The 18,516-nt window shown below is 35.4% G+C and carries 16 protein-coding genes; 5 read left to right on the plus strand and 11 right to left on the minus strand.

Annotation, left to right across the window (positions count from 1 at the left end):
* The first annotated feature begins 114 nt into the window (after window positions 1–114).
* Window positions 115–573 (plus strand): Lrp/AsnC family transcriptional regulator, encoded by a 459-nt coding sequence (locus RQM59_RS08470; protein WP_349241670.1) that lies wholly within the window; start codon window positions 115–117, stop codon window positions 571–573.
* An 8-nt stretch (window positions 574–581) separates the two neighbouring features.
* Here the strand turns inward: RQM59_RS08470 and RQM59_RS08475 are convergent, their stop codons facing one another.
* Window positions 582–2,969 (minus strand): TonB-dependent receptor domain-containing protein, encoded by a 2,388-nt coding sequence (locus tag RQM59_RS08475; RefSeq protein WP_349241671.1) that lies wholly within the window; start codon window positions 2,967–2,969, stop codon window positions 582–584.
* Between the two features lie 220 nt (window positions 2,970–3,189).
* On the opposite strand from RQM59_RS08475, the gene RQM59_RS08480 reads away from it, so the two are divergent.
* Genes RQM59_RS08480 through RQM59_RS08490 form a run of 3 tightly spaced genes read left to right on the plus strand, consistent with a single transcriptional unit; the run spans window position 3,190 to window position 5,846 of the window.
* Window positions 3,190–4,578: a sensor histidine kinase gene (locus RQM59_RS08480; protein WP_349241672.1), complete on the plus strand. Its 1,389-nt coding sequence runs from the start codon at window positions 3,190–3,192 to the stop codon at window positions 4,576–4,578.
* Window positions 4,575–5,261 carry a response regulator transcription factor gene (locus RQM59_RS08485; protein ID WP_349241673.1) on the plus strand — a complete coding sequence of 229 codons (687 nt, stop codon included), beginning with the start codon at window positions 4,575–4,577 and terminating at the stop codon, window positions 5,259–5,261. Before RQM59_RS08480 ends, RQM59_RS08485 begins: the two co-directional genes overlap by 4 nt.
* A gap of 24 nt (window positions 5,262–5,285) precedes the next feature.
* The gene (locus tag RQM59_RS08490; protein WP_349241674.1) at window positions 5,286–5,846 is read left to right on the plus strand and encodes a hypothetical protein; all 561 of its coding nucleotides are present in this window, start codon (window positions 5,286–5,288) and stop codon (window positions 5,844–5,846) included.
* A gap of 34 nt (window positions 5,847–5,880) precedes the next feature.
* Here the strand turns inward: RQM59_RS08490 and RQM59_RS08495 are convergent, their stop codons facing one another.
* The 5 genes from RQM59_RS08495 to rsgA all read right to left on the minus strand — a co-directional run bounded on the left by RQM59_RS08495 (window position 5,881) and on the right by rsgA (window position 12,007).
* Entirely contained in the window at window positions 5,881–7,899 is a 2,019-nt protein-coding gene (locus RQM59_RS08495; protein WP_349241675.1) for a DUF3858 domain-containing protein, read from the minus strand.
* 2 nt (window positions 7,900–7,901) lie between these two features.
* Entirely contained in the window at window positions 7,902–9,815 is a 1,914-nt protein-coding gene (locus tag RQM59_RS08500) for a DUF3857 domain-containing protein (RefSeq protein WP_349241676.1), read from the minus strand.
* Between the two features lie 80 nt (window positions 9,816–9,895).
* A complete protein-coding gene (locus RQM59_RS08505) occupies window positions 9,896–10,531 on the minus strand; it encodes a YceI family protein (protein WP_349241677.1) in 636 nt (211 codons plus the stop codon).
* A 70-nt stretch (window positions 10,532–10,601) separates the two neighbouring features.
* Window positions 10,602–11,054 carry a D-aminoacyl-tRNA deacylase gene (dtd, locus tag RQM59_RS08510; RefSeq protein WP_349241678.1) on the minus strand — a complete coding sequence of 151 codons (453 nt, stop codon included), beginning with the start codon at window positions 11,052–11,054 and terminating at the stop codon, window positions 10,602–10,604.
* Window positions 11,051–12,007 (minus strand): ribosome small subunit-dependent GTPase A, encoded by a 957-nt coding sequence (gene rsgA, locus RQM59_RS08515; protein ID WP_349241679.1) that lies wholly within the window; start codon window positions 12,005–12,007, stop codon window positions 11,051–11,053. Before rsgA ends, dtd begins: the two co-directional genes overlap by 4 nt.
* Window positions 12,008–12,075: 68 nt before the next feature.
* On the opposite strand from rsgA, the gene RQM59_RS08520 reads away from it, so the two are divergent.
* Window positions 12,076–12,543 (plus strand): hypothetical protein, encoded by a 468-nt coding sequence (locus RQM59_RS08520; RefSeq protein WP_349241680.1) that lies wholly within the window; start codon window positions 12,076–12,078, stop codon window positions 12,541–12,543.
* A gap of 37 nt (window positions 12,544–12,580) precedes the next feature.
* On the opposite strand, the gene RQM59_RS08525 is transcribed toward RQM59_RS08520, so the two are convergent.
* The 5 genes from RQM59_RS08525 to RQM59_RS08545 all read right to left on the minus strand — a co-directional run bounded on the left by RQM59_RS08525 (window position 12,581) and on the right by RQM59_RS08545 (window position 18,192).
* Window positions 12,581–13,663 (minus strand): chorismate mutase, encoded by a 1,083-nt coding sequence (locus RQM59_RS08525; RefSeq protein WP_349241681.1) that lies wholly within the window; start codon window positions 13,661–13,663, stop codon window positions 12,581–12,583.
* A gap of 18 nt (window positions 13,664–13,681) precedes the next feature.
* Window positions 13,682–14,530, minus strand: a complete 849-nt coding sequence (locus tag RQM59_RS08530) for a prephenate dehydrogenase (protein ID WP_349241682.1) — start codon at window positions 14,528–14,530, stop codon at window positions 13,682–13,684.
* Between the two features lie 36 nt (window positions 14,531–14,566).
* Window positions 14,567–15,706 (minus strand): pyridoxal phosphate-dependent aminotransferase, encoded by a 1,140-nt coding sequence (locus RQM59_RS08535; protein WP_349241683.1) that lies wholly within the window; start codon window positions 15,704–15,706, stop codon window positions 14,567–14,569.
* A gap of 26 nt (window positions 15,707–15,732) precedes the next feature.
* Window positions 15,733–16,557, minus strand: coding sequence for a prephenate dehydratase (locus RQM59_RS08540; RefSeq protein WP_349241684.1), 825 nt, complete (start codon window positions 16,555–16,557; stop codon window positions 15,733–15,735).
* 213 nt (window positions 16,558–16,770) lie between these two features.
* Window positions 16,771–18,192, minus strand: coding sequence for a pyridoxal phosphate-dependent decarboxylase family protein (locus RQM59_RS08545; RefSeq protein ID WP_349241685.1), 1,422 nt, complete (start codon window positions 18,190–18,192; stop codon window positions 16,771–16,773).
* Between the last annotated feature and the right edge of the window lie 324 nt (window positions 18,193–18,516).

The raw sequence follows: 18,516 nt of genomic DNA on the forward strand, positions 1-18,516 counted from the left end.
TTTAATCAATCATAATAATCAAATATAGTTTTATTTTCTATATTTTTACATAAAAATAGATAATAAAACTTAACATCTTCAAGATTTAGGTTTTAGAACAGAAATATTTTCAGCATGCAATTAGATCAGATCGATAAAAAAATAGTAGGTATTCTACAAACCAACAGCAATCAAACAAATAAGCAAATTGCACTACAATTAAATTTATCGGTTACGGCTACTTATGAACGTATCAAAAAACTGGAAAAAGAGGGAGTCATTAAGAAATACGTTGCCTTGATCGATCATGATAAGGTCAACCGTTCATTTACTGCTTTTTGTCATATTAAACTGGCGCAGCATACCAAAGAATACATCTCCACTTTTGAAAAAGAGATCATGCAATTGGAAGAGGTTTCTGAGTGCTTTCATGTGAGTGGTGATTACGATTATATTTTAAAAGTTTATGTAGAAGATATGAAAGCGTACCGCGAGTTTATGGTAAACAAACTCACGGTACTAAGACATATAGGTAGTACCCATTCTATTTTTACGATCAATGCTGTAAAAAACTCATCTTCTATTGCATTGTAATGTTGCACTTATAATCTGTTTTTTTCAGAAGATCGAGCCTTGGTCTTCTTCTTCTTTAACGATTGGTTCCCAAAATTATATTTGAATCCAATTCGAATGTATTGAGTTTCTCTGTTATCTATAAAGTAATTGTTTTGATCTAGGTAGTTTGTTGTTATTCGCACGATCTGACTTCTTAGAACATCAGAAACTCTTAGAGATATGCTGGCCTTATTATCCAGTATCTTTTTAACAATTCCTAAAGAAAGGTCTTCGCTCCCCTCTATCTGTAACGACCCCTGAATGCCATCTGTAACCATAAAGAAATTCATTTCAGCAGAGAGGCTTTTATCCTTAAGAAACTGATAGCTCATAGAATAATATCCATAATACCCCCATAGATTATTCGTAATCAGTTGATTGTTATTTTCTTGAGCTACAATACTATTTTCATCATTATAAACACTATGTTCTGTGTAAAGACTCCACCGATTATTGAATGTAAAATTGGTACTAAAATTTACTCCGAAACCTTTTTTTGAGGGTACATTTACCGTCGAAAACCGTAACGAATTATCTTGATTATTCTGATAGTTTACCTCCGTAATATAATCTACTTTCTCGCCGTAGTACAGCTCAATATTATACGATTTAAACAACGTATACTGCAACTCAAAATTGTGCGAGATTGTTGGTCTTAACCCAGGGTTTCCTTCAAAAAAGGAATAATCACTAAAATAAAATCTGAAAGGGTTTAGAGAAGAATAATTCGGTCTACTAATCCTCTTTCCGTAGGTCACTCCGAATTGATGATTGTCGTTCGGTGAATATTGAACATAGATCGTTGGAAAAACTTTAAAGTAATTGCTCTTATTTGTTTGATTGATCGTAATCGATTCTCCTGTTAAATCTGTATACTCGCCTCTCAGTCCTCCTTTAAAGCTCCATTTTTCAAATGCTGTTTGATAACTTATATATGCCGACACATTTGTTTCATTGTAGGAAAATGCATTCGTTTTGGTAGGATCTAACACATTTTGACCATTGATAAAATTAAAATGTTTAAGGTCGCTTAATGATGACACCGTAGCGAATTTAAATCCAGTTTCGAACTTTGTATCTTCAGAAATAGTATTCTCATAATCTAGCTGTGCATTATAGATAGTGGTTTCCTGATCTCTATTGGTAGCGAAGCGATTATTCCCAGTATTAACGTTTAAAAGATCGAAATAATTGGTTTCTACTTGCTGATCACCATTGCCATCATAGGTCGTATAATGCATACTTATTTGCATTTTTTGCGTATCTGTAAACTTCAGCTCGTAATCTACATCAACTCCCAAATCTCTTATAAAGTCATTAGCATTACTATTTGTGATAAAAGTAGATGCTAAACTATTGTCAGGGTTTAATACTCTAGAATCTGTGCTGTTTTTAGCTTTCCAATTAGGCCTATAATACAATTGTGTTCCTACGGTTACATTACTTTTTTCATTCAAATAGAATTCAGAGTTTACACGGATATTATGCGTTCTAGACCACGAATTTCTGTTTAAAAAAGAACGAAAAGTAGCGGCAGTATTGAAGTCAATAAGTTCTTCTTCTAATCTATTATATCTGCCTCTAGTATGCGTATAACTTCCGTACAAGTTCACTTTTTTATTTTTAAAATAATGTGAGGTTGTCACGGATTGTTTTGCATATCTAGCCTGCGTAAAATTCCCCCCTACGGTTCCTTTGTATCCTGTTACCAAATTCTTCTTCATCCTTATGTTTAGAATTGCATTGCCTTCTGCTTCATATTTTGCTGGAGGATTGGTTATTACCTCCACGGATGTAATCTCTTGTGCAGAAGTCCCTTCCAATAAATTCTTAAGCTCTGAAGCAGACAAATAGACGCGTTTATCATTAATCAAGATTAAAATATTTGCTGAGTTTCGGATGGTAAGTTGTTCATTATTGACTAATACACCAGGTGTTTTCTTTAGTACGTCCCAAGCATTCCCAATAGATAAGGAGGTGTTTTCTACATTAAAAACTAAGCGGTCAATTTTCCTTTTTACCGTAGGCTTTTTAGCGGTTATCTGTATTTCATCCAAAGCTTCGGTATCTTCAATCAATAGAATTGGTTCCAACATTATTGACTCAGTCAACTCGAAGGTTTGTATATGATCCTTATATCCTAAAAAGGTTACCCTTAGCTTGTAGGTTCCCGCTTTAACGTTGGTCAGAACAAACAACCCTTCTTCATTAGTTATCTCTCCTCTATAGATGGACTTTGTTTTTGAATCTAGCAACACAACATTTGCGAAGGAAACAGGCTTTTGATCCTTGTCGATCACCTTCGCTTTTATTGTGATTTGCCCTAAGCATATGGTTGAAACTAGTAAGAATAAAATAGTGCTAATCGTTTTCATTTTCTTGTTTTTTGATGAAACAAATCTCAAGAAACTCAGTAAGAATAATGGTTAACCATGGGTTAATGATGGGTTAACGTGGTTTACGTATTGTTAATGGTTTTTTACCTGATGATGGACACCACCCCTATTTTTGCCGCTTTTGAAGTATCTATGGGTTAATGCAAGGTTAACGATTCTAAAAAACTACCTTTCCTTTTGATTTTAGTGTACTTTTGAAATGATGAAGAGAAAAATCAACATACTTATTATTGCATCCGTTGCTGCTCTGATTACGCTATCTAGCATTCAGTACTATTTGATCTCTAATACGTTTCAATTAAAAAAAGACACGTTTATTAAAGAGGTTAAGAGTCAATTAAAATTCATAGAAGTAAATGAACGTCTAGAATCTTTAGATGATTCTTATAATGACCTGATCACGGACGTATTGGAGAACTATCAAAACGGAACACTTCCTAAAGAGAAATTGTTTAGTAAAGTAAAACAATTCAATGATAGCCTGAATGCGAAATTCGAAACATATTTTGAGAATACATTAAAAGAAAAATCGTTTCCGTATACAGTAAACTTTCAAGAGCAAATTGTAAGTGCAGTGATTTTGAAATCTACCGGAAATGACACTATTCTGTCACCTAAAAGCGATGGGATATTATTGTTTGGTTCTTCTCTGAATCCCAAAACCCGTATCAGTTTCAATTCAAACCAATGGACTAGTAATAGTCTTTCTGAAGATGATGAACGTGTATTGGAAGCAACCAGGTCTCTACATTTTGAAATACGCTCTCACAGTTATATTGATATTCCCGAATGGAGATATGAAGTATTGAAACAAATGACCGGACTATTATCACTTTCTGTAATCTCGATCCTTACCGTGATACTTTTGTTTATATATGCTTTATCTTCTTTTATCAAACAGAAAAAAGTGGCAGATATTAAAACGGATTTCATCAATAATATTACACATGAACTCAAAACTCCATTGGCTACTTTGAGTGTCGCAACAAAGACCATGCAGAAAGAAACCGTTCTTAGTAACCGTGAATTATTGTCGACAACCGTTCAAACCGTCGATCGTCAAAGAAATCGATTGCAAAATTTAATCGATCAGGTATTGAGCAATTCGTTGGGCTTTAAAGATATTTCTCTTTCGACCTCCTTAGTTTCAAGTAACGAGCTACTGCAAAACCTTATTACAGATTATACGCTTACAAATACGGCCATTAAAATAAATATGCTGTTAGAACCGAAAGATACATCGCTTACGATAGACAAATTTCATATCACCACGGCACTTTTAAATGTTCTAGATAACGCCGTTAAGTATGGTGGAAAGTCAATTGTTGTCTCTTCAAAAAGTTCTAAAAACATGTTTCATATCTCTATTCAGGATGATGGTATTGGTATTGCGAAAGAGGAACAAAACAAGGTTTTTGATAAATTCTACAGGGTTGGTAATACCAATGTTCATACAACAAAAGGACTAGGCTTAGGACTCTATTATGTACATCAGATCATAAAAGCACATAAGGGTTCTGTAGAACTAGATAGTACGGTTGGAGAAGGAACCAAGATTAATATAAACATCCCTATACAGAACGCATGAAACAATTACTATTAGCTGAAGACGATTTAGACTTTGGAAGTATTTTAAAGCAGTATTTAGAATTGCACCACTTCAAAGTGATTTGGGCAAAAGATGGTATGGAAGCTTTTGACGCTTTTCAGAAAGATAGTTTTGCTATGTGCATATTGGATGTAATGATGCCTAGATTAGACGGTTTCTCACTGGCTGAAAAAATCATAGCCTCTAGTCCTGAAATGCCCTTCTTATTTCTGACGGCAAGAGGACAAAAAGAAGACAAAATAAAAGGGCTAAAGTTAGGCGCCGATGATTATATCATCAAACCATTTGAAGCGGATGAATTGATACTTCGGATTCAAAACATTTTAAAAAGAAGTCAAAAAACCACATCCGTAATCCAGCGAGAAGAGATTCAAATTGGAAAGTATACGTTCAATGCAAAAAGGTTGGTATTAGAGCACCCCAATAAATCGCAACGAATTACCGAAAAGGAAGGGTTGTTACTCCAGTTTTTATATCAACATAAAAACCAATTGATCAAACGAGAGCAAATTTTAAATGCTCTTTGGGAAAACAGTGATTTTTTCTCCGGAAGAAGCATGGATGTTTTTATCAGTAGACTTAGAAAATATCTTTCTGAAGATCCTTCTATTTCTATTGAAAGTATTCGAGGTGTAGGCCTTGAATTTAAAATCGCAGATTAATATAAAATTATAAAAAAGAATATCATGAAAACAATGAAACACATCGTAACCATCATCGCTTTGGTTTGTATGAATTGCACATACGCCCAAGAGACACCAACACCGCCACCAACTCCCGAAACTCCGAGCAACTCAGGATCATCTACGTATAAGTCAAGATCTAGAGGTAACGGAAGTTCGTCGTCTCATTCTATCTCTGTTAAGAATGATAATTTATCCTATCGATTTAGAGCAAGTTTTAGTAAAGATTTATCATCCAAGATTCAAACATATTTAGTAAAAGAGCTTGGGAAGAAGAACCTAAATAACAGCAAAACTTATTCTCTTTGGAAGATTGAAAAAAATGATGAGACTGCTTTTAGCTGCAAACTACATAAAGGATCTTTAAAGATCTATTTAGATAAGGAAGCTTTCTCTGAAAAGTTTCAGCAACAAATTCTAACTATGGGTAACCAATTAAAGTATATGATCTCGGGAAGAGATCCTATGGAAGCGAAAAAGCGTGATCTCGAACGTGCTCAAAGACGTTTAAAGCAAGCCGAGAAGGCTTTGAAGCGAGCTCAAAAAAGAGTGAACGATTACTAATAAAAAAGCCTCCATAAATGGAGGCTTTTTTTAGTTATGATTTTGAAATTGTTATTTTTTCTGTTTCTTTTTCAACCACTTGTTTGAAAAATTCTTTTAACTGCTGATAGTATTGCGGGACAATCACTCCTTTGTTAAATTGTAATAGCGAAACAATCTTCACTTTATTTCCAATCTGTTTTACTTGATATTTAAATAATCCTATTCCATCAGGTAACCCAATAGCTGCAACTTCAGGAATAGACTCTACAGTATATCCTTCAGGGATCTCTATAGTTACCGTATTCTTTTCTTTCCATGGAATTCCAAAATCCACTGGATATTTTCGCTTATCAGCTTTAAAAGGATTCGTTTCGTAAGTAAAAAACAACAGCGGGTTGATATACATTTTTCCGCTAATTTCTTCTACCAAATCCTCAGACGAAAATTTAAACAATCTTGCCAAAGGCTTGTAGTTATTTTTGGCATTGGTCACTTTAAAATTATCAATTTCTACTGAGTAATTATCTTCCAATTTAGAGATTACATCCTCCTCTTTTAGCACGTTGTTTCTTTTTCTGTAGTTCAAAGCTCTTAAACCCGTATACTTTGTACGCACCATCCCTTCTATAGTACCATCATCAGATAACTTGACATTAACAAAATTATCTTCTAACTGATGCCTCTTAGGAATCAAAGATATCCAGCCTGAAGTCCCATCCCTTTTTACCAATCTTCCATTCCAATTCATGACTCTATATGGTAAGGTATTTACAGAACTATATTGATCTGTGGCATCTAATAAAATTACACCATTTGGTGTCGTAATCGAAGCTATTACATAATTAAATCCATCCATAGTAGGAAAAATAGGAACTCCATTTGCTCTTGTGCTTGTCAGTACCGGATTTGCATCAAAACCAGCTTCTTTCAGCATTGAAGTCAATAATAAGTTAATTGCACCTGAGTTACCGATGCCTCCTTTGTACGCTTTTCTAATAGTCTCTTCAGGATACTTCCCAAAATAACCATTCCACTTTACTTTAGACTTTACAAATTCGAAAATCGCAACAATCTTTTCGTTGTCTGATGTAGCATTTGCTAAAAGAGTTTGTAAATCATCCTTATAAAAAGATTTTTTTGTCAATTCTCCACCAAATGATGATGATTTATAAATCTGCTTCGATACATCATTCCAAGTTTTGGAAAACGTCCTTATTGGAGAATTGGGAGATTTAATAGCACTTAACTCAAATTTCATACCTCCTCTATAATTTTTCACATGTGTGACATAAGGTTCACCAGATTTTAAAGCAGGGATATTTTTAGCGTTGAACAACACCTGATCATACATCACGTCCGTTCTACTGGTTTTAACATCTGATGTTGACTGAACCCCGACCCCGCTCGATACTCCTACTCTATCTCTATATGTTGTAGTAATACTTCCACTTCTTTTGGACATTCTAGGAGTAACTAAATAATACCCTTTAGGTGTTTTGTTAAATACAAATCTCTCAGGATGATCTATTCGACATTCCATTATTTTCACAGGAATATCAAACTGAAATTCAACATCACTAATATGCCAAAAACGTGGAGAAATTAATTTATACTTCCACTCAATTATTGAACCTTCCTTAACATTTGGCATTGCAATTTTCTTTACGTTGTAGTACTTATTTCTCTTTTCGTCAAAAATATTCGTTTTAGATATCTTTTCTTTTTCAATTCTACCATTGTTAATGCTGTATGAGTATCCCTTTATAGAACTAACAGATTCTTTGCTCTCGTTACCTTTGTAATAAGGGATAAAGATATTAGCCTTATCAAAACCTTTCTTATTGTATATTTTCAATCGATTATGTACTTCTGTGACAACACTAAAACCTTTCTTTTGATTATAAGTATAATACGTACTTCTCTTCCGTAGCAAATACGCAGCATTCGCCACAGAATCTCTAGGGTAAAATTTTTCTTCCAATTCAGTTTTCGATACTTTTCCAAACTTTACTTCTTGGCCAAAGGCAATGGTTGTCATAAATACAACAACAAGTGTTACAATGTTTTTCATGGTTACGTTTTTTTAATCAGTGATAGTCTAAGACCATCGTATTTTGCAATTTTTTTTCTAAAACTTCTATAGGGTTTATAATCTTCTTTCGGATATGTTCCTGCTTTGATAAATAATTCTCGCTTATATATAATGGTGGAATCATCTACTTTTGTAAAATTCACTTTATATACACCAAACTTTTTCTCTAAAACAATATCGGTAGGCTTGGCCTCCAATTGATATCCTTCCGGTAATTTGATCGTAAATTCGTCTATATCTTTATACCCCCTCGATACCTTCAACGGGTTATTTCTTTTTCGATAGCGTTTGGGTACATACCCATTCTTGTTAAACATATTTACTCGGAACAAATACGCTCCTTGTTGTACAGATGCATAGTTCTCAATTGCTACCGTCACTTTTTCCAAAAAAACAATCGAATCTTTATTATTTTTAATGTCAATTGAAGCAATGTTCAGATTATTATTATAATCCCAAAAATTTGTCTTGTAGTACTTTTCCTTATCCTTTTTCGAAAAGGATTCTATGCGATATTTAGTATCATATTTAATGCCTTTAGATACAATGTTCACCGTTCCTTTTGCATTCCCCATGACATCCAACTGAATTTCAGCCTTCATATGCTGCAAATTGGCTTCATTTAAATAAGCAGGAGTATGCTTGATAACGCCTCCCTCTGGAGTAATCACTAAGACATCTCTATCGTCTGTAAAATCTCCTAAGAAGCCAAATGGTTTTGTCTGACTTGTACATTCTAACCAAATGTCTTCTCCATCATTTGGGATATTCAAAATAGCATGATTCCCTTGCAAAGAGGTAAAATCCTTATCAATATTTCTTTTTCTACTAGCGTAAACAATTGTGTAATAGGATTTTACACCCACAACATCTAACAATGCTTTGGTATAATTAGTCAATCCTTTACAATCACCATATCCTACTTTGTCTACCTGATTCGCCGCAATAGGTTTCCATCCACCAATACCAATCTGCACGCTAATATAACGGGTTTTATTCTGCATGTACTCATAGACTATTTTGGCCTTTTCAATCGGGTCGTCAGTATGAGAAACCATTCCTTTTACTTTCGAAATCGTAGCAGGATCTAGTTGATCGGCTCCTTTTAAAAGTTTAGCATTAACCCATTGACCAAATTCCTTCCAGTTGGATGCCTTTCCTTGTACCCCCTTTAATGTAAAATCATTTGGCGCTACTTTCAAAAAAGGAAAAATATTAAAGCGATACTTCGTGCTCCTCTCGTATTCTACTGGCTTTTGATTCTTCATTTCATAAGAAATCAAACCTATAGTACTTCTGTTTTCAATAGCAAACCCTTCAAAATTATTTTCCTTTTGTCTTAATTCTACTTTGGACGGATTCATAATTCTATAAACACTTTTCTCCACTCCAAGATAGTATCCATGTATAGGGTACCAACTGGGGATGAATCCTGTTGAAGAAGTCCTGTATTCATAATTAAATTTAACAGTATATGGGTACTTTGTCGGAGTATATTGTAGTTCTTTGACTCTGTTATCTGAATATAAAGTTCCCCCACTTACTGCACTAAAATCTAAAAAGTCCTTTTTCCTGAATTTCTTTATCCTAGTTCCAAAGGCATCGTAAATTTCAGCATTAACGGACAAGATTTTTGTATCATCATCGTAGCCTACACTTGCTCCGATGTAATCATTTCCTAATTTATTAAGGATAGTTATTGTTTTGGATACTTTAACTGTCATTTCATCGACAGCAGAGATGGTAACAATCGTGCTTTCATTTCTAATCACGGCATTCGCATCTTCTTTCAGTTCTTGAGGAATTAAAAAAGCGGCTACTTGTGTTTCTTGTGCAAATACGAATGTAGAGATACATACAAAAATTGCAGTTACATAGGTTGTATAAAATTTCATAGCTAGTTGATTTTGGGTGCAATATAAAAAAAAAGCCTTAAAATTTAAATTTTAAGGCTTTGATTTACATTATGTGTATACTAGCTTTTCAGTTTCACTTCAAAAGACATTTCTACCAAGTCGTTAATAAACTTATCTTTTAAGTTATCAAAGAATTTTTTAGAGCCGTACTTTACATTAAAATCTGCACGATCTATGTTGAATGTTTCACTTTTAAAAGTAGGTACTCCGTCTACTTCTGTCAAAGTAGCTGGTATCGTAATACTTTTTGTAACATCTTTGATCGTCAAGTTTCCAGTTACCGCTAATGCAGCATCTTTCTTCTCTACTGAAGTGATTACAAATTTAGAAGTAGGATACGTAGCTACATCAAAAAAGTCAGCCGACGTTAAGTGTCCTACCAACTTTGCTCCATATTTTGCATCTTTAATATCCAAGTTCTTAATAGAGCCCATATCGATCACAAATTCTCCCGAAACGATCTCTCCTTTTTTTACTAGCAAAGAACCTTCTTTTAATGCTGCAGTTCCATTATGAGCCCCACCTGGTTTTGTTCCTTTCCAGTTTAATAAAGAAGCACTTAAATCTACATTATTTAGCGCAACGGTTTTTTCAACTTTTACTTCTTCTTTAGCTTCAACTTTTTCTTTTTTCTCTCCTTTACAAGAGACTAAAACAGTAGAAATTGCTACCAAAGCAATCAACATTTTTTTCATTTTATTAGTGTTTAATAGTTTATATTTATTTTCCATGGCAAATATATAGTAAATTTATTTTCCATGGAAATTATTTTTTATCTTTTGTATCAATTATTATAGTTACAGGTCCATCATTCAGTAAACTCACTTTCATATCGGCACCAAATTGTCCTTTCTGGATTGGTTTTCCCAGATCATTTTCAAATTGACCGAGAAATGATTCATACAAAGGTATGGCAACTTCTGGTCTTGCTGCTTTTATGTAGCTGGGTCTATTTCCTTTTTTTGTAGACGCCTGTAGCGTAAATTGACTCACCACAATAGCATCACCATCAATATCCAGTAACGAAGTATTCATAACTCCAGCGGTATCATTAAAAATTCTGAGGTTTGCTATTTTTTTAGAAAGCCACTGAATATCTTCTTCAGTATCCAAGTTTTCAATCCCTAATAGAATCAACAACCCTTTGCCAATATCGGCAACGGTATCACCTTCTACAGTAACACTTGCATTCGACACTCTTTGAATTACGGCTATCATTCTTCTTCGTTATCCCAATTATCTGTTCTAAAATTTTCTTCCTCTCCTTCCAGTATTTGCAAGTAACTCTTATATCTAGACCAGGCAACCTCCTCATGCTCCAAGGCATCCTTAACTGCACATTGTGGTTCTTTTATATGGATACAGTTATTGAACTTGCATTCGCTTTTCAGTGCAAAAAATTCTGGAAAATAATCCCCTAATTCATCTTTTTCCATATCTACCACACCGAATCCTTTAATCCCTGGTGTATCTATAATTCTAGCGTCAAAACTAAGGTCGAACATCTCAGCAAACGTCGTAGTATGCTGTCCTTGCTTATGCTGATCTGATATTTCCTTAGTTTTTAAATCAAGACTAGGTTCAATGGCATTTACCAAAGTAGATTTCCCTACACCCGAATGCCCAGCAAAGACGCTTATCTTACCTTTCATCAGCTCTTTGATCTTATCAATATTTTTTCCTTCGGTTGCCGATACTTCTATACAGGTATAACCGATAGGTTCATAAATATCCCGCAGGTACAATATTTCGGCTCTTTCTTCAATTTCATAGGTATCGATCTTATTAAAAACCAACACAGTTTCCACTGAATATGCTTCGGCAGTAACCAAAAAACGATCTATAAACGTGGTAAAGGTAGGTGGATTATTGATCGTGATCAGTAAGAAAACGATGTCCACATTAGCGGCTATGATGTGGGTTTGTTTCGAAAGGTTTACCGATTTACGAACGATATAATTATCCCGGTCTATGATTGAAGTAATAATTCCAACTTCATCATCACCCTTCTTCTCCAGATCAAAATGAACCCGATCTCCAACAGCTACAGGGTTGGTACTTTTAATTCCTTTTAACCGAAATTTCCCTTTTATTCTGCACTGATGTAGCCTTCCATCCTCCGATTTCACCCAATACCAACTTCCAGTAGATTTATATACAACTCCGGTCATAAAACATTTTTAAAATTTTGGCATCATTTTTGGCTACCTTTAAACTTCATTAATCAAAAACAAATATCATGAAAAAATTATTATTAGGTGGTCTAGTTGTGATTTCATTTATCGCACTTTCATTTACAGTGAAAAAGCAAAAAGTTGAATACAAAACAATTACTGTTGTTGAGTCTATCATACCCAGTGGAATTGGTCGTTCTAGAATGATCTCTGCAGAAGAGGTTAAGAATTATAGAGATTATACTTCTACCAGATCCAGTGATAAAAAGAAAGACAAAAGAAACAAATCTAGCCGTAGTGGTATTCGTGTAAAGAATTTTGAAGAAACGAAACTATTGAACTTCTTTAATTTAGGAGGAATTCGTTTTCAAAATATCGCTGCGAATGATGCTTTAGTGGATTCTAAGATCAATGCTATGGCTGAAGAAGGCTGGGAGCTAGCTTTTGTAAACAGTGGTGTAGAGAGCTTTGGTGGTAAAGGAGATAGCAATGGAATCTATGTAACACGATACGTTTTTAAAAGAACAAACTAATATAAAAAAAGCCTCTGCGAATGCAGAGGCTTTTTTATTATGATTGCATAATCTTTTCCTGATGATTGATCGACTCTTGATGAATCGCCTTAAAAATCTTCAGCACAAATTCTTCACTTAAATTTTGAGATTCCCCTTCAAGAATCATCTTTCCTAAAATCTCATTCCAACGTTTGGTTTGTAGGATCGCTACATTCTTCGTTTTCTTAAGTTCTCCAATACTATCTGCTACCTTCATTCTTTTCCCTAACATCTCGATCAATTGATGATCTACCACATCGATCTGAGTTCTTAAGGTGTTCAATGAATTTCTATATTCAGCTTCCGTATCCGTTGCTTTTCTGATTTTCAGATCCACCATCATCTGAATTAATGTTTTCGGTGTGATTTGTTGTTTTGCATCAGACCAAGCGTTATCTGGGTCGTAATGTGTTTCCACCATCAACCCATCAAAGTTTAGGTCTAAGGCAGTTTGACAAATATCAAAAATGATATCTCTTCTCCCAGCAATATGCGAAGGATCACAGATCAAAGGAAGGTCTGGAAAACGATTTTGTAGCTCAATCGGAATTTGCCAGTTTGGATTGTTTCGATACCTCGTTTTTTCATAGGTCGAGAACCCTCTATGGATCGCGCCTAACTTTTCAATATTGGAAGTGTGTAGTCTTTCAATGGCACCTAACCATAATGGTAAATCCGGGTTTACCGGATTTTTTACCAATACGATCTTATCGGTTCCCTTTAAAGCATCGGCTATTTCTTGAACTATGAAAGGACTTACCGTAGTTCTTGCTCCCAGCCATAAAATATCAATATCGTGCTTTAATGCTAAATCTACATGATTCGGATTCGCAACTTCTGTTGCTGTTAACATTCCTGTTTCTTGCTTAGCAGTCTGCATCCACTTTAAACCTAATGCTCCTACACCTTCAAAATTTCCTGGTCGAGTCCTAGGTTTCCAAATACCCGCTCTCAATACTGTAGCATCCGTATTCTTTAACTCTCCGGCGATTTTAACTACTTGATCTTCCGTCTCCGCGCTACAAGGTCCAGCAATTACCAACGGATGTTCTAGTCCGAAGTTATTGACCCATGTTTTTAATTCTTTTGTATTCTTCATTGTCTTATCTGCTACAAATTATTGTATTCCGTTTAGTATATTCTTTATATGATTTGTGTTGTGCATCTCTTCATACACCTCATTAAATTTTCCATCTTGCATCAGTCTTTTAAACGTCTCTAAATTACTGATATATTCTTCTAATGTTTCAATTACATTTTCTTTGTTTTGTTCAAAAATTGGCGTCCACATGGCAGGTGAACTTTTTGCCAATCGCACAGTAGATTCAAATCCACTACCAGCCATATCAAATATATCGCGTTCGTTCTTTTCTTTTTCTATTACTGTTTTTCCTAACATAAACGAACTAATATGTGATAGGTGCGATACATATGCTATATGCTTGTCGTGCGAAACCACATCCATATATCGAATGCGCATGCCCATTTTCTGAAAGATCTCCAAGGCTCTTTCCTGCAATTTAAAAGCCGTTTTCTCCACCTCGCAGATAATGTTAGTCTTATTTCTATACAATCCTTTCAATGCAGCCTTAGGTCCTGAAAATTCAGTTCCTGCAATGGGATGGGTCGCTAAAAAATTACGTCTTTTAGGGTGATTTTTAACGACCTGTGCTATTTTACTTTTGGTAGATCCAACATCAAAGACCAGGGTATTGTCATTACAAAGATCCAATACTTTAGGAATAACTTCCATTGCTGCATCTACAGGGATAGCGGCAATCACTACGTCTGCATTTGGCAAATCTTCATAACTCGCTGTATGATGAATCACGCCTAACTCTTTCGCTTCCTGCAGATGGGATTCGTTTGCATCGATTCCGAATATCTGCGCATCGCTATAATGCTCCTGAATATCCAGAGCAAAACTTCCTCCTATTAGTCCGACACCTATTGTATATACGTTCATATCTTGTGAGATTCTGAAACAAGTTCAGAATGGCATTTATATTCTATTAATTGCTTCTTTTATCTGTTCTTCTGGGACACATAACGAAAAACGAATATATCCTTCTCCCTGACTTCCAAAAACTGTACCTGGTGCCACAAAAATGCTTTTCCGATATAACAACTCATCTATCATTTCTTCCGACTTTTTTCCTTCAGGTAATTTTGCCCAAACAAACAATCCTGAAGTTTCTCTATCGAAAGTACAGTTTAATGCTGAAGCGAGTTCCCAGATCAATGCTCTTCTTTGCTGGTATTCCTTGTTCTGTTTATTAAACCAACGATCCTTTAACTGCAAGGCAGCAACAGCTCCTTTTTGGATGCCATAAAACATTCCGGAATCCATTTGTGTTTTTACTTTCAGTATTTCATTGATATGCTCTTCGCTGCCTAATACCATTCCAACTCTCCATCCTGCCATGTTAAACGACTTGCTTAAGGAATTCAATTCCAAACAAATCTCTTTGGCTTCTGGTATTTCCAATATGCTTTTCGGAGCATCATTTAGGATAAAACTATATGGGTTGTCATTGACGATCAATATCTGATGTTGCTTTCCAAAAGCAACTAATTTCTCAAATGTGTCTTTTTTCGCTCTTGCACCCGTTGGCATATGTGGGTAACTGACCCACATGAGTTTCACTTTCGAAAGGTCTTGCTGCGCTAATGCATCAAGATCAGGCTGCCAATCTCCTTCTTTTGACAATTCATAAAAAACAGGTGTAGCTCCCACTAAATTCGTTACCGAAGTATAGGTTGGATATCCTGGGTTAGGTATTAGTACTTCGTCACCTTTATTTAAAAAAGCCATAGAGATATGCAAAATGCCCTCCTTGCTACCCATTAGCGGTAAAATCTCGCTTTCCATGTTAAGGTTCACCTGATATTTAGATTGATAAAAACTAGCGATCGCATCTCTAAATTCAGGTATTCCTTGATAACTCTGATATTTATGTGCTTCGGTTTCTTGTAAACTTTCTTTCAATGCTGAGATCACTGAATCTGGCGGAGCCAAATCAGGACTCCCGATCCCTAAATTGACAATGGGTTTTCCCTGTGCTGCCAAGCCTCGTACCTCTCTTAATTTTTTGGAGAAATAGTATTCTTTAATATGTCTTAATCTTTCTGCTGCTTTCATCTTTATGCTGTGCTCAAACGAACTCCTTATGAGGGCCTTCCGTTGTTATATGTACCTAATACTTTTAAATCTTCCGCCATGATCTCTATAATTGCTTTTGCTTTTTCATAATCTGCCACCCTATCAAAGGTAACATCTACAAAGAATGCATACTTCCAAGGCGTTTCTATTTTTGGAAGCGATTGGATCTTTGTTAAATTCAATTTGCAATCACTCATTACATTTAACATGGCCGCCAAGCTTCCTCTTTTATGATCTAGTTCAAACTTCAGAGAAGCCTTATTAAAATCTTGGATTGGTTGCTCTCTGGTTTGCAATACCACAAATCGGGTTGCATTGTTTTTTATGGTTTGAATCTCATCCTCTAAAACGTCTAACCCAAATAACTCCGCCGCTATTTTTGGCGCGATCGCTGCGACTCCTTTTAACTGTTCTTTACCGATTCTTTTTGCCACGGCTGCGGTATCGACATCTTCCACTAATTTGATATGCGGATGCTTCTTCAAAAACTGTTTGCATTGTAATAAAGCCATTGGGTGCGAACATACTTCTTTAATATCCAGGATGCTTTGCCCTGGTAATGCCATTAAATGGTGATGAATAGGTAAATAGTATTCATCACAAATCTGCAAATCATTTTGATCGATCAATGCATAATTAGGAATGATCGATCCTGCAATCGTATTTTCAATGGCCATCACCCCTTTTTGAGCAGTGTCATTAAGCAACTGATCTACCAAGGCGTCAAACGACAAACACTCTTCTATGGGCGTGTCATTTCCATAAAGCAACTGTGCTACTTTATGATGATTGGAACCTTGTGCTCCCTGTATGGCTATTTTTTCGTTCATCTATAAACAAAAAAAAGTCTCGATAAATCGAGACTTTTTTTGATAGTATTATTTGTTAACAACACATTACAAAGCCTCTCCTCTTATTAAAAAATAAAAGTAAAAATAGAAACCTTGCCAAACGTGGTGTAAATTCATTGTCATTGTGTTACTGGACAAATCTAAGTATTAAAATGGAATAAACAAATTTATTTTATGAGATTCATTTTAAACCTATTCCTGCACATACGAAACGCATAAATTCAATGTGTCCTTCACATCTTGTATGGATGTTCTAGGATTGATCAAACACATGCGCAACACCACCTGGTTTTGCAAAAGGGTGGTTACCAAAACAGCTTCTCCTGAGTTGGTTACGTTGTGTGATATTTTCTGATTGATGGCATCCAACTCTTTTTCCGATAGGTTTTTATCGATCGGATTGTATCTGAAGTTGATCACTGCCAAGGTAGCTGGAGAAATGACTTCCCAGTTTTTACTTTTTCGGATCAGCGCTTCTGTTTTTTCCGCCAATTCAATGTTATAGCTCACGGCTTCTCGGAAAGATTTTAGTCCAAATGTTTTTACAGACATATAGAACTTTAAGGCTCTAAAACGACGTGTTAATTGTACGCCATGATCGTAAAAGTTGATCTCCGATTCGTTTCCTTCTATATCTCTTAAATATTCCGGCTTCTCACTAAAGGTGGCACTCAACCATTTGTGGTTACGCACCAATAAGCACCCCATTTCATAAGGTTGATAGAACCATTTATGTGGGTCTATGGTTACCGAATCTGCTTTTTCAATACCGCGTAATGCCTTACTTCCTTTTTCTGATAGGATAGCTCCACCACCATAAGCTGCATCAACATGCATCCACATGTTTTCTGCTTTACATATTTTAGAGATCTCTCTTAAGTCATCTACCGTTCCTGTATTTGTGGTTCCTGCATTCGCAATAATACAAAGTGGCTGCAAGCCAGCTAACTGATCTCTAGCTACGGCATTCTTTAATTTATTAAAAGACATTTTAAACTCCAGGTCGGTAGGAATAATGCGCACCTGATCTTTTCTAAAACCAATGGTTCTGATCGCTTTAATATTGGATGAATGGGTTTGATCTGACATATAGATCACCGCTTTAGAGAAATCGTCTCCGCATTTCTGTCTACGTGCGGTTACCAAAGCCGTTAGGTTTGCCATGGAACCTCCACTGGTAAAAATTCCTCCCCCTTTTTTCACCGGAAACTTAAACAGTTTTAGTAACCAGTTAATGGTAATGATCTCTAACTCGGCCGCTGCTGCGGATGCTACCCAACCTCCTGAAAACACATTGAATCCAGTAGCCAGCGTATCCGACATGGCACTAATATAGTTACTAGGCCCAGGTACAAAGGAATAGAATTTTGGATGTGAGGCAATATTGATTTCAGATAGTACTTTTTCCGTTACAAAGTCTAATACGTCATGCGGATCACTTCCTTGTTCTGGAGCTTCTTCTAAAAACAAATTATCCATTTCTGCTCTACTTGCTGTAGAGAATGGATTCTTGGTATGTTGTGTATCAAAATGTTCCACAATAGTGTCAACCACTTTGTAGCCATAGGTCTTCATTTCCTCTCTGGAAAGTGTCAGTTTTCTATTGGTTTTCATTGCCTTTGTTTTACTGCTACAAAGGTAGTTCAATTGGGAAATCTGGCATAAGAAAAGTGGTGGAATTGTGGGGTTATTATTTAGTTATTTATCTCAATAGAAATCTCAATTTGTTACTTAAACCTTATTTACTTCAGATTAGAAGTATTATGCATAAAACCACATTTCAAAACGGCATTTATCGCAATGACGACAGGCTTTAGTTAAGTAACTTAGACTACTGTAAAACAATGATTTACAATCCCAAAACCAGTACTACGAACTAAATCTAACTATTATGAAAAATGTCCTTTTAATTTTCTTCGTCCTTTTAACCTGCTACGC

The organism is Asprobacillus argus, from assembly GCF_032248395.1.
Lineage (GTDB): Bacteria > Bacteroidota > Bacteroidia > Flavobacteriales > Flavobacteriaceae > Polaribacter > Polaribacter argus.

Excerpts from the sequence above, each read along its gene's own strand:
- RQM59_RS08500 (WP_349241676.1), bottom strand. The coding sequence starts at position 9,815 with ATGAAATTTTATACAACCTATGTAACTGCAATTTTTGTATGTATCTCT.
- RQM59_RS08505 (WP_349241677.1), bottom strand. The coding sequence starts at position 10,531 with ATGAAAAAAATGTTGATTGCTTTGGTAGCAATTTCTACTGTTTTAGTC.
- RQM59_RS08530 (WP_349241682.1), bottom strand. The coding sequence starts at position 14,530 with ATGAACGTATATACAATAGGTGTCGGACTAATAGGAGGAAGTTTTGCT.
- RQM59_RS08480 (WP_349241672.1), top strand. The coding sequence starts at position 3,190 with ATGATGAAGAGAAAAATCAACATACTTATTATTGCATCCGTTGCTGCT.
- RQM59_RS08540 (WP_349241684.1), bottom strand. The coding sequence starts at position 16,557 with ATGAACGAAAAAATAGCCATACAGGGAGCACAAGGTTCCAATCATCAT.
- dtd (WP_349241678.1), bottom strand. The coding sequence starts at position 11,054 with ATGATAGCCGTAATTCAAAGAGTGTCGAATGCAAGTGTTACTGTAGAA.
- RQM59_RS08470 (WP_349241670.1), top strand. The coding sequence starts at position 115 with ATGCAATTAGATCAGATCGATAAAAAAATAGTAGGTATTCTACAAACC.
- RQM59_RS08485 (WP_349241673.1), top strand. The coding sequence starts at position 4,575 with ATGAAACAATTACTATTAGCTGAAGACGATTTAGACTTTGGAAGTATT.
- RQM59_RS08525 (WP_349241681.1), bottom strand. The coding sequence starts at position 13,663 with ATGAAGAATACAAAAGAATTAAAAACATGGGTCAATAACTTCGGACTA.
- RQM59_RS08545 (WP_349241685.1), bottom strand. The coding sequence starts at position 18,192 with ATGAAAACCAATAGAAAACTGACACTTTCCAGAGAGGAAATGAAGACC.
- RQM59_RS08535 (WP_349241683.1), bottom strand. The coding sequence starts at position 15,706 with ATGAAAGCAGCAGAAAGATTAAGACATATTAAAGAATACTATTTCTCC.
- RQM59_RS08475 (WP_349241671.1), bottom strand. The coding sequence starts at position 2,969 with ATGAAAACGATTAGCACTATTTTATTCTTACTAGTTTCAACCATATGC.
- RQM59_RS08495 (WP_349241675.1), bottom strand. The coding sequence starts at position 7,899 with ATGAAAAACATTGTAACACTTGTTGTTGTATTTATGACAACCATTGCC.
- RQM59_RS08490 (WP_349241674.1), top strand. The coding sequence starts at position 5,286 with ATGAAAACAATGAAACACATCGTAACCATCATCGCTTTGGTTTGTATG.
- RQM59_RS08520 (WP_349241680.1), top strand. The coding sequence starts at position 12,076 with ATGAAAAAATTATTATTAGGTGGTCTAGTTGTGATTTCATTTATCGCA.
- rsgA (WP_349241679.1), bottom strand. The coding sequence starts at position 12,007 with ATGACCGGAGTTGTATATAAATCTACTGGAAGTTGGTATTGGGTGAAA.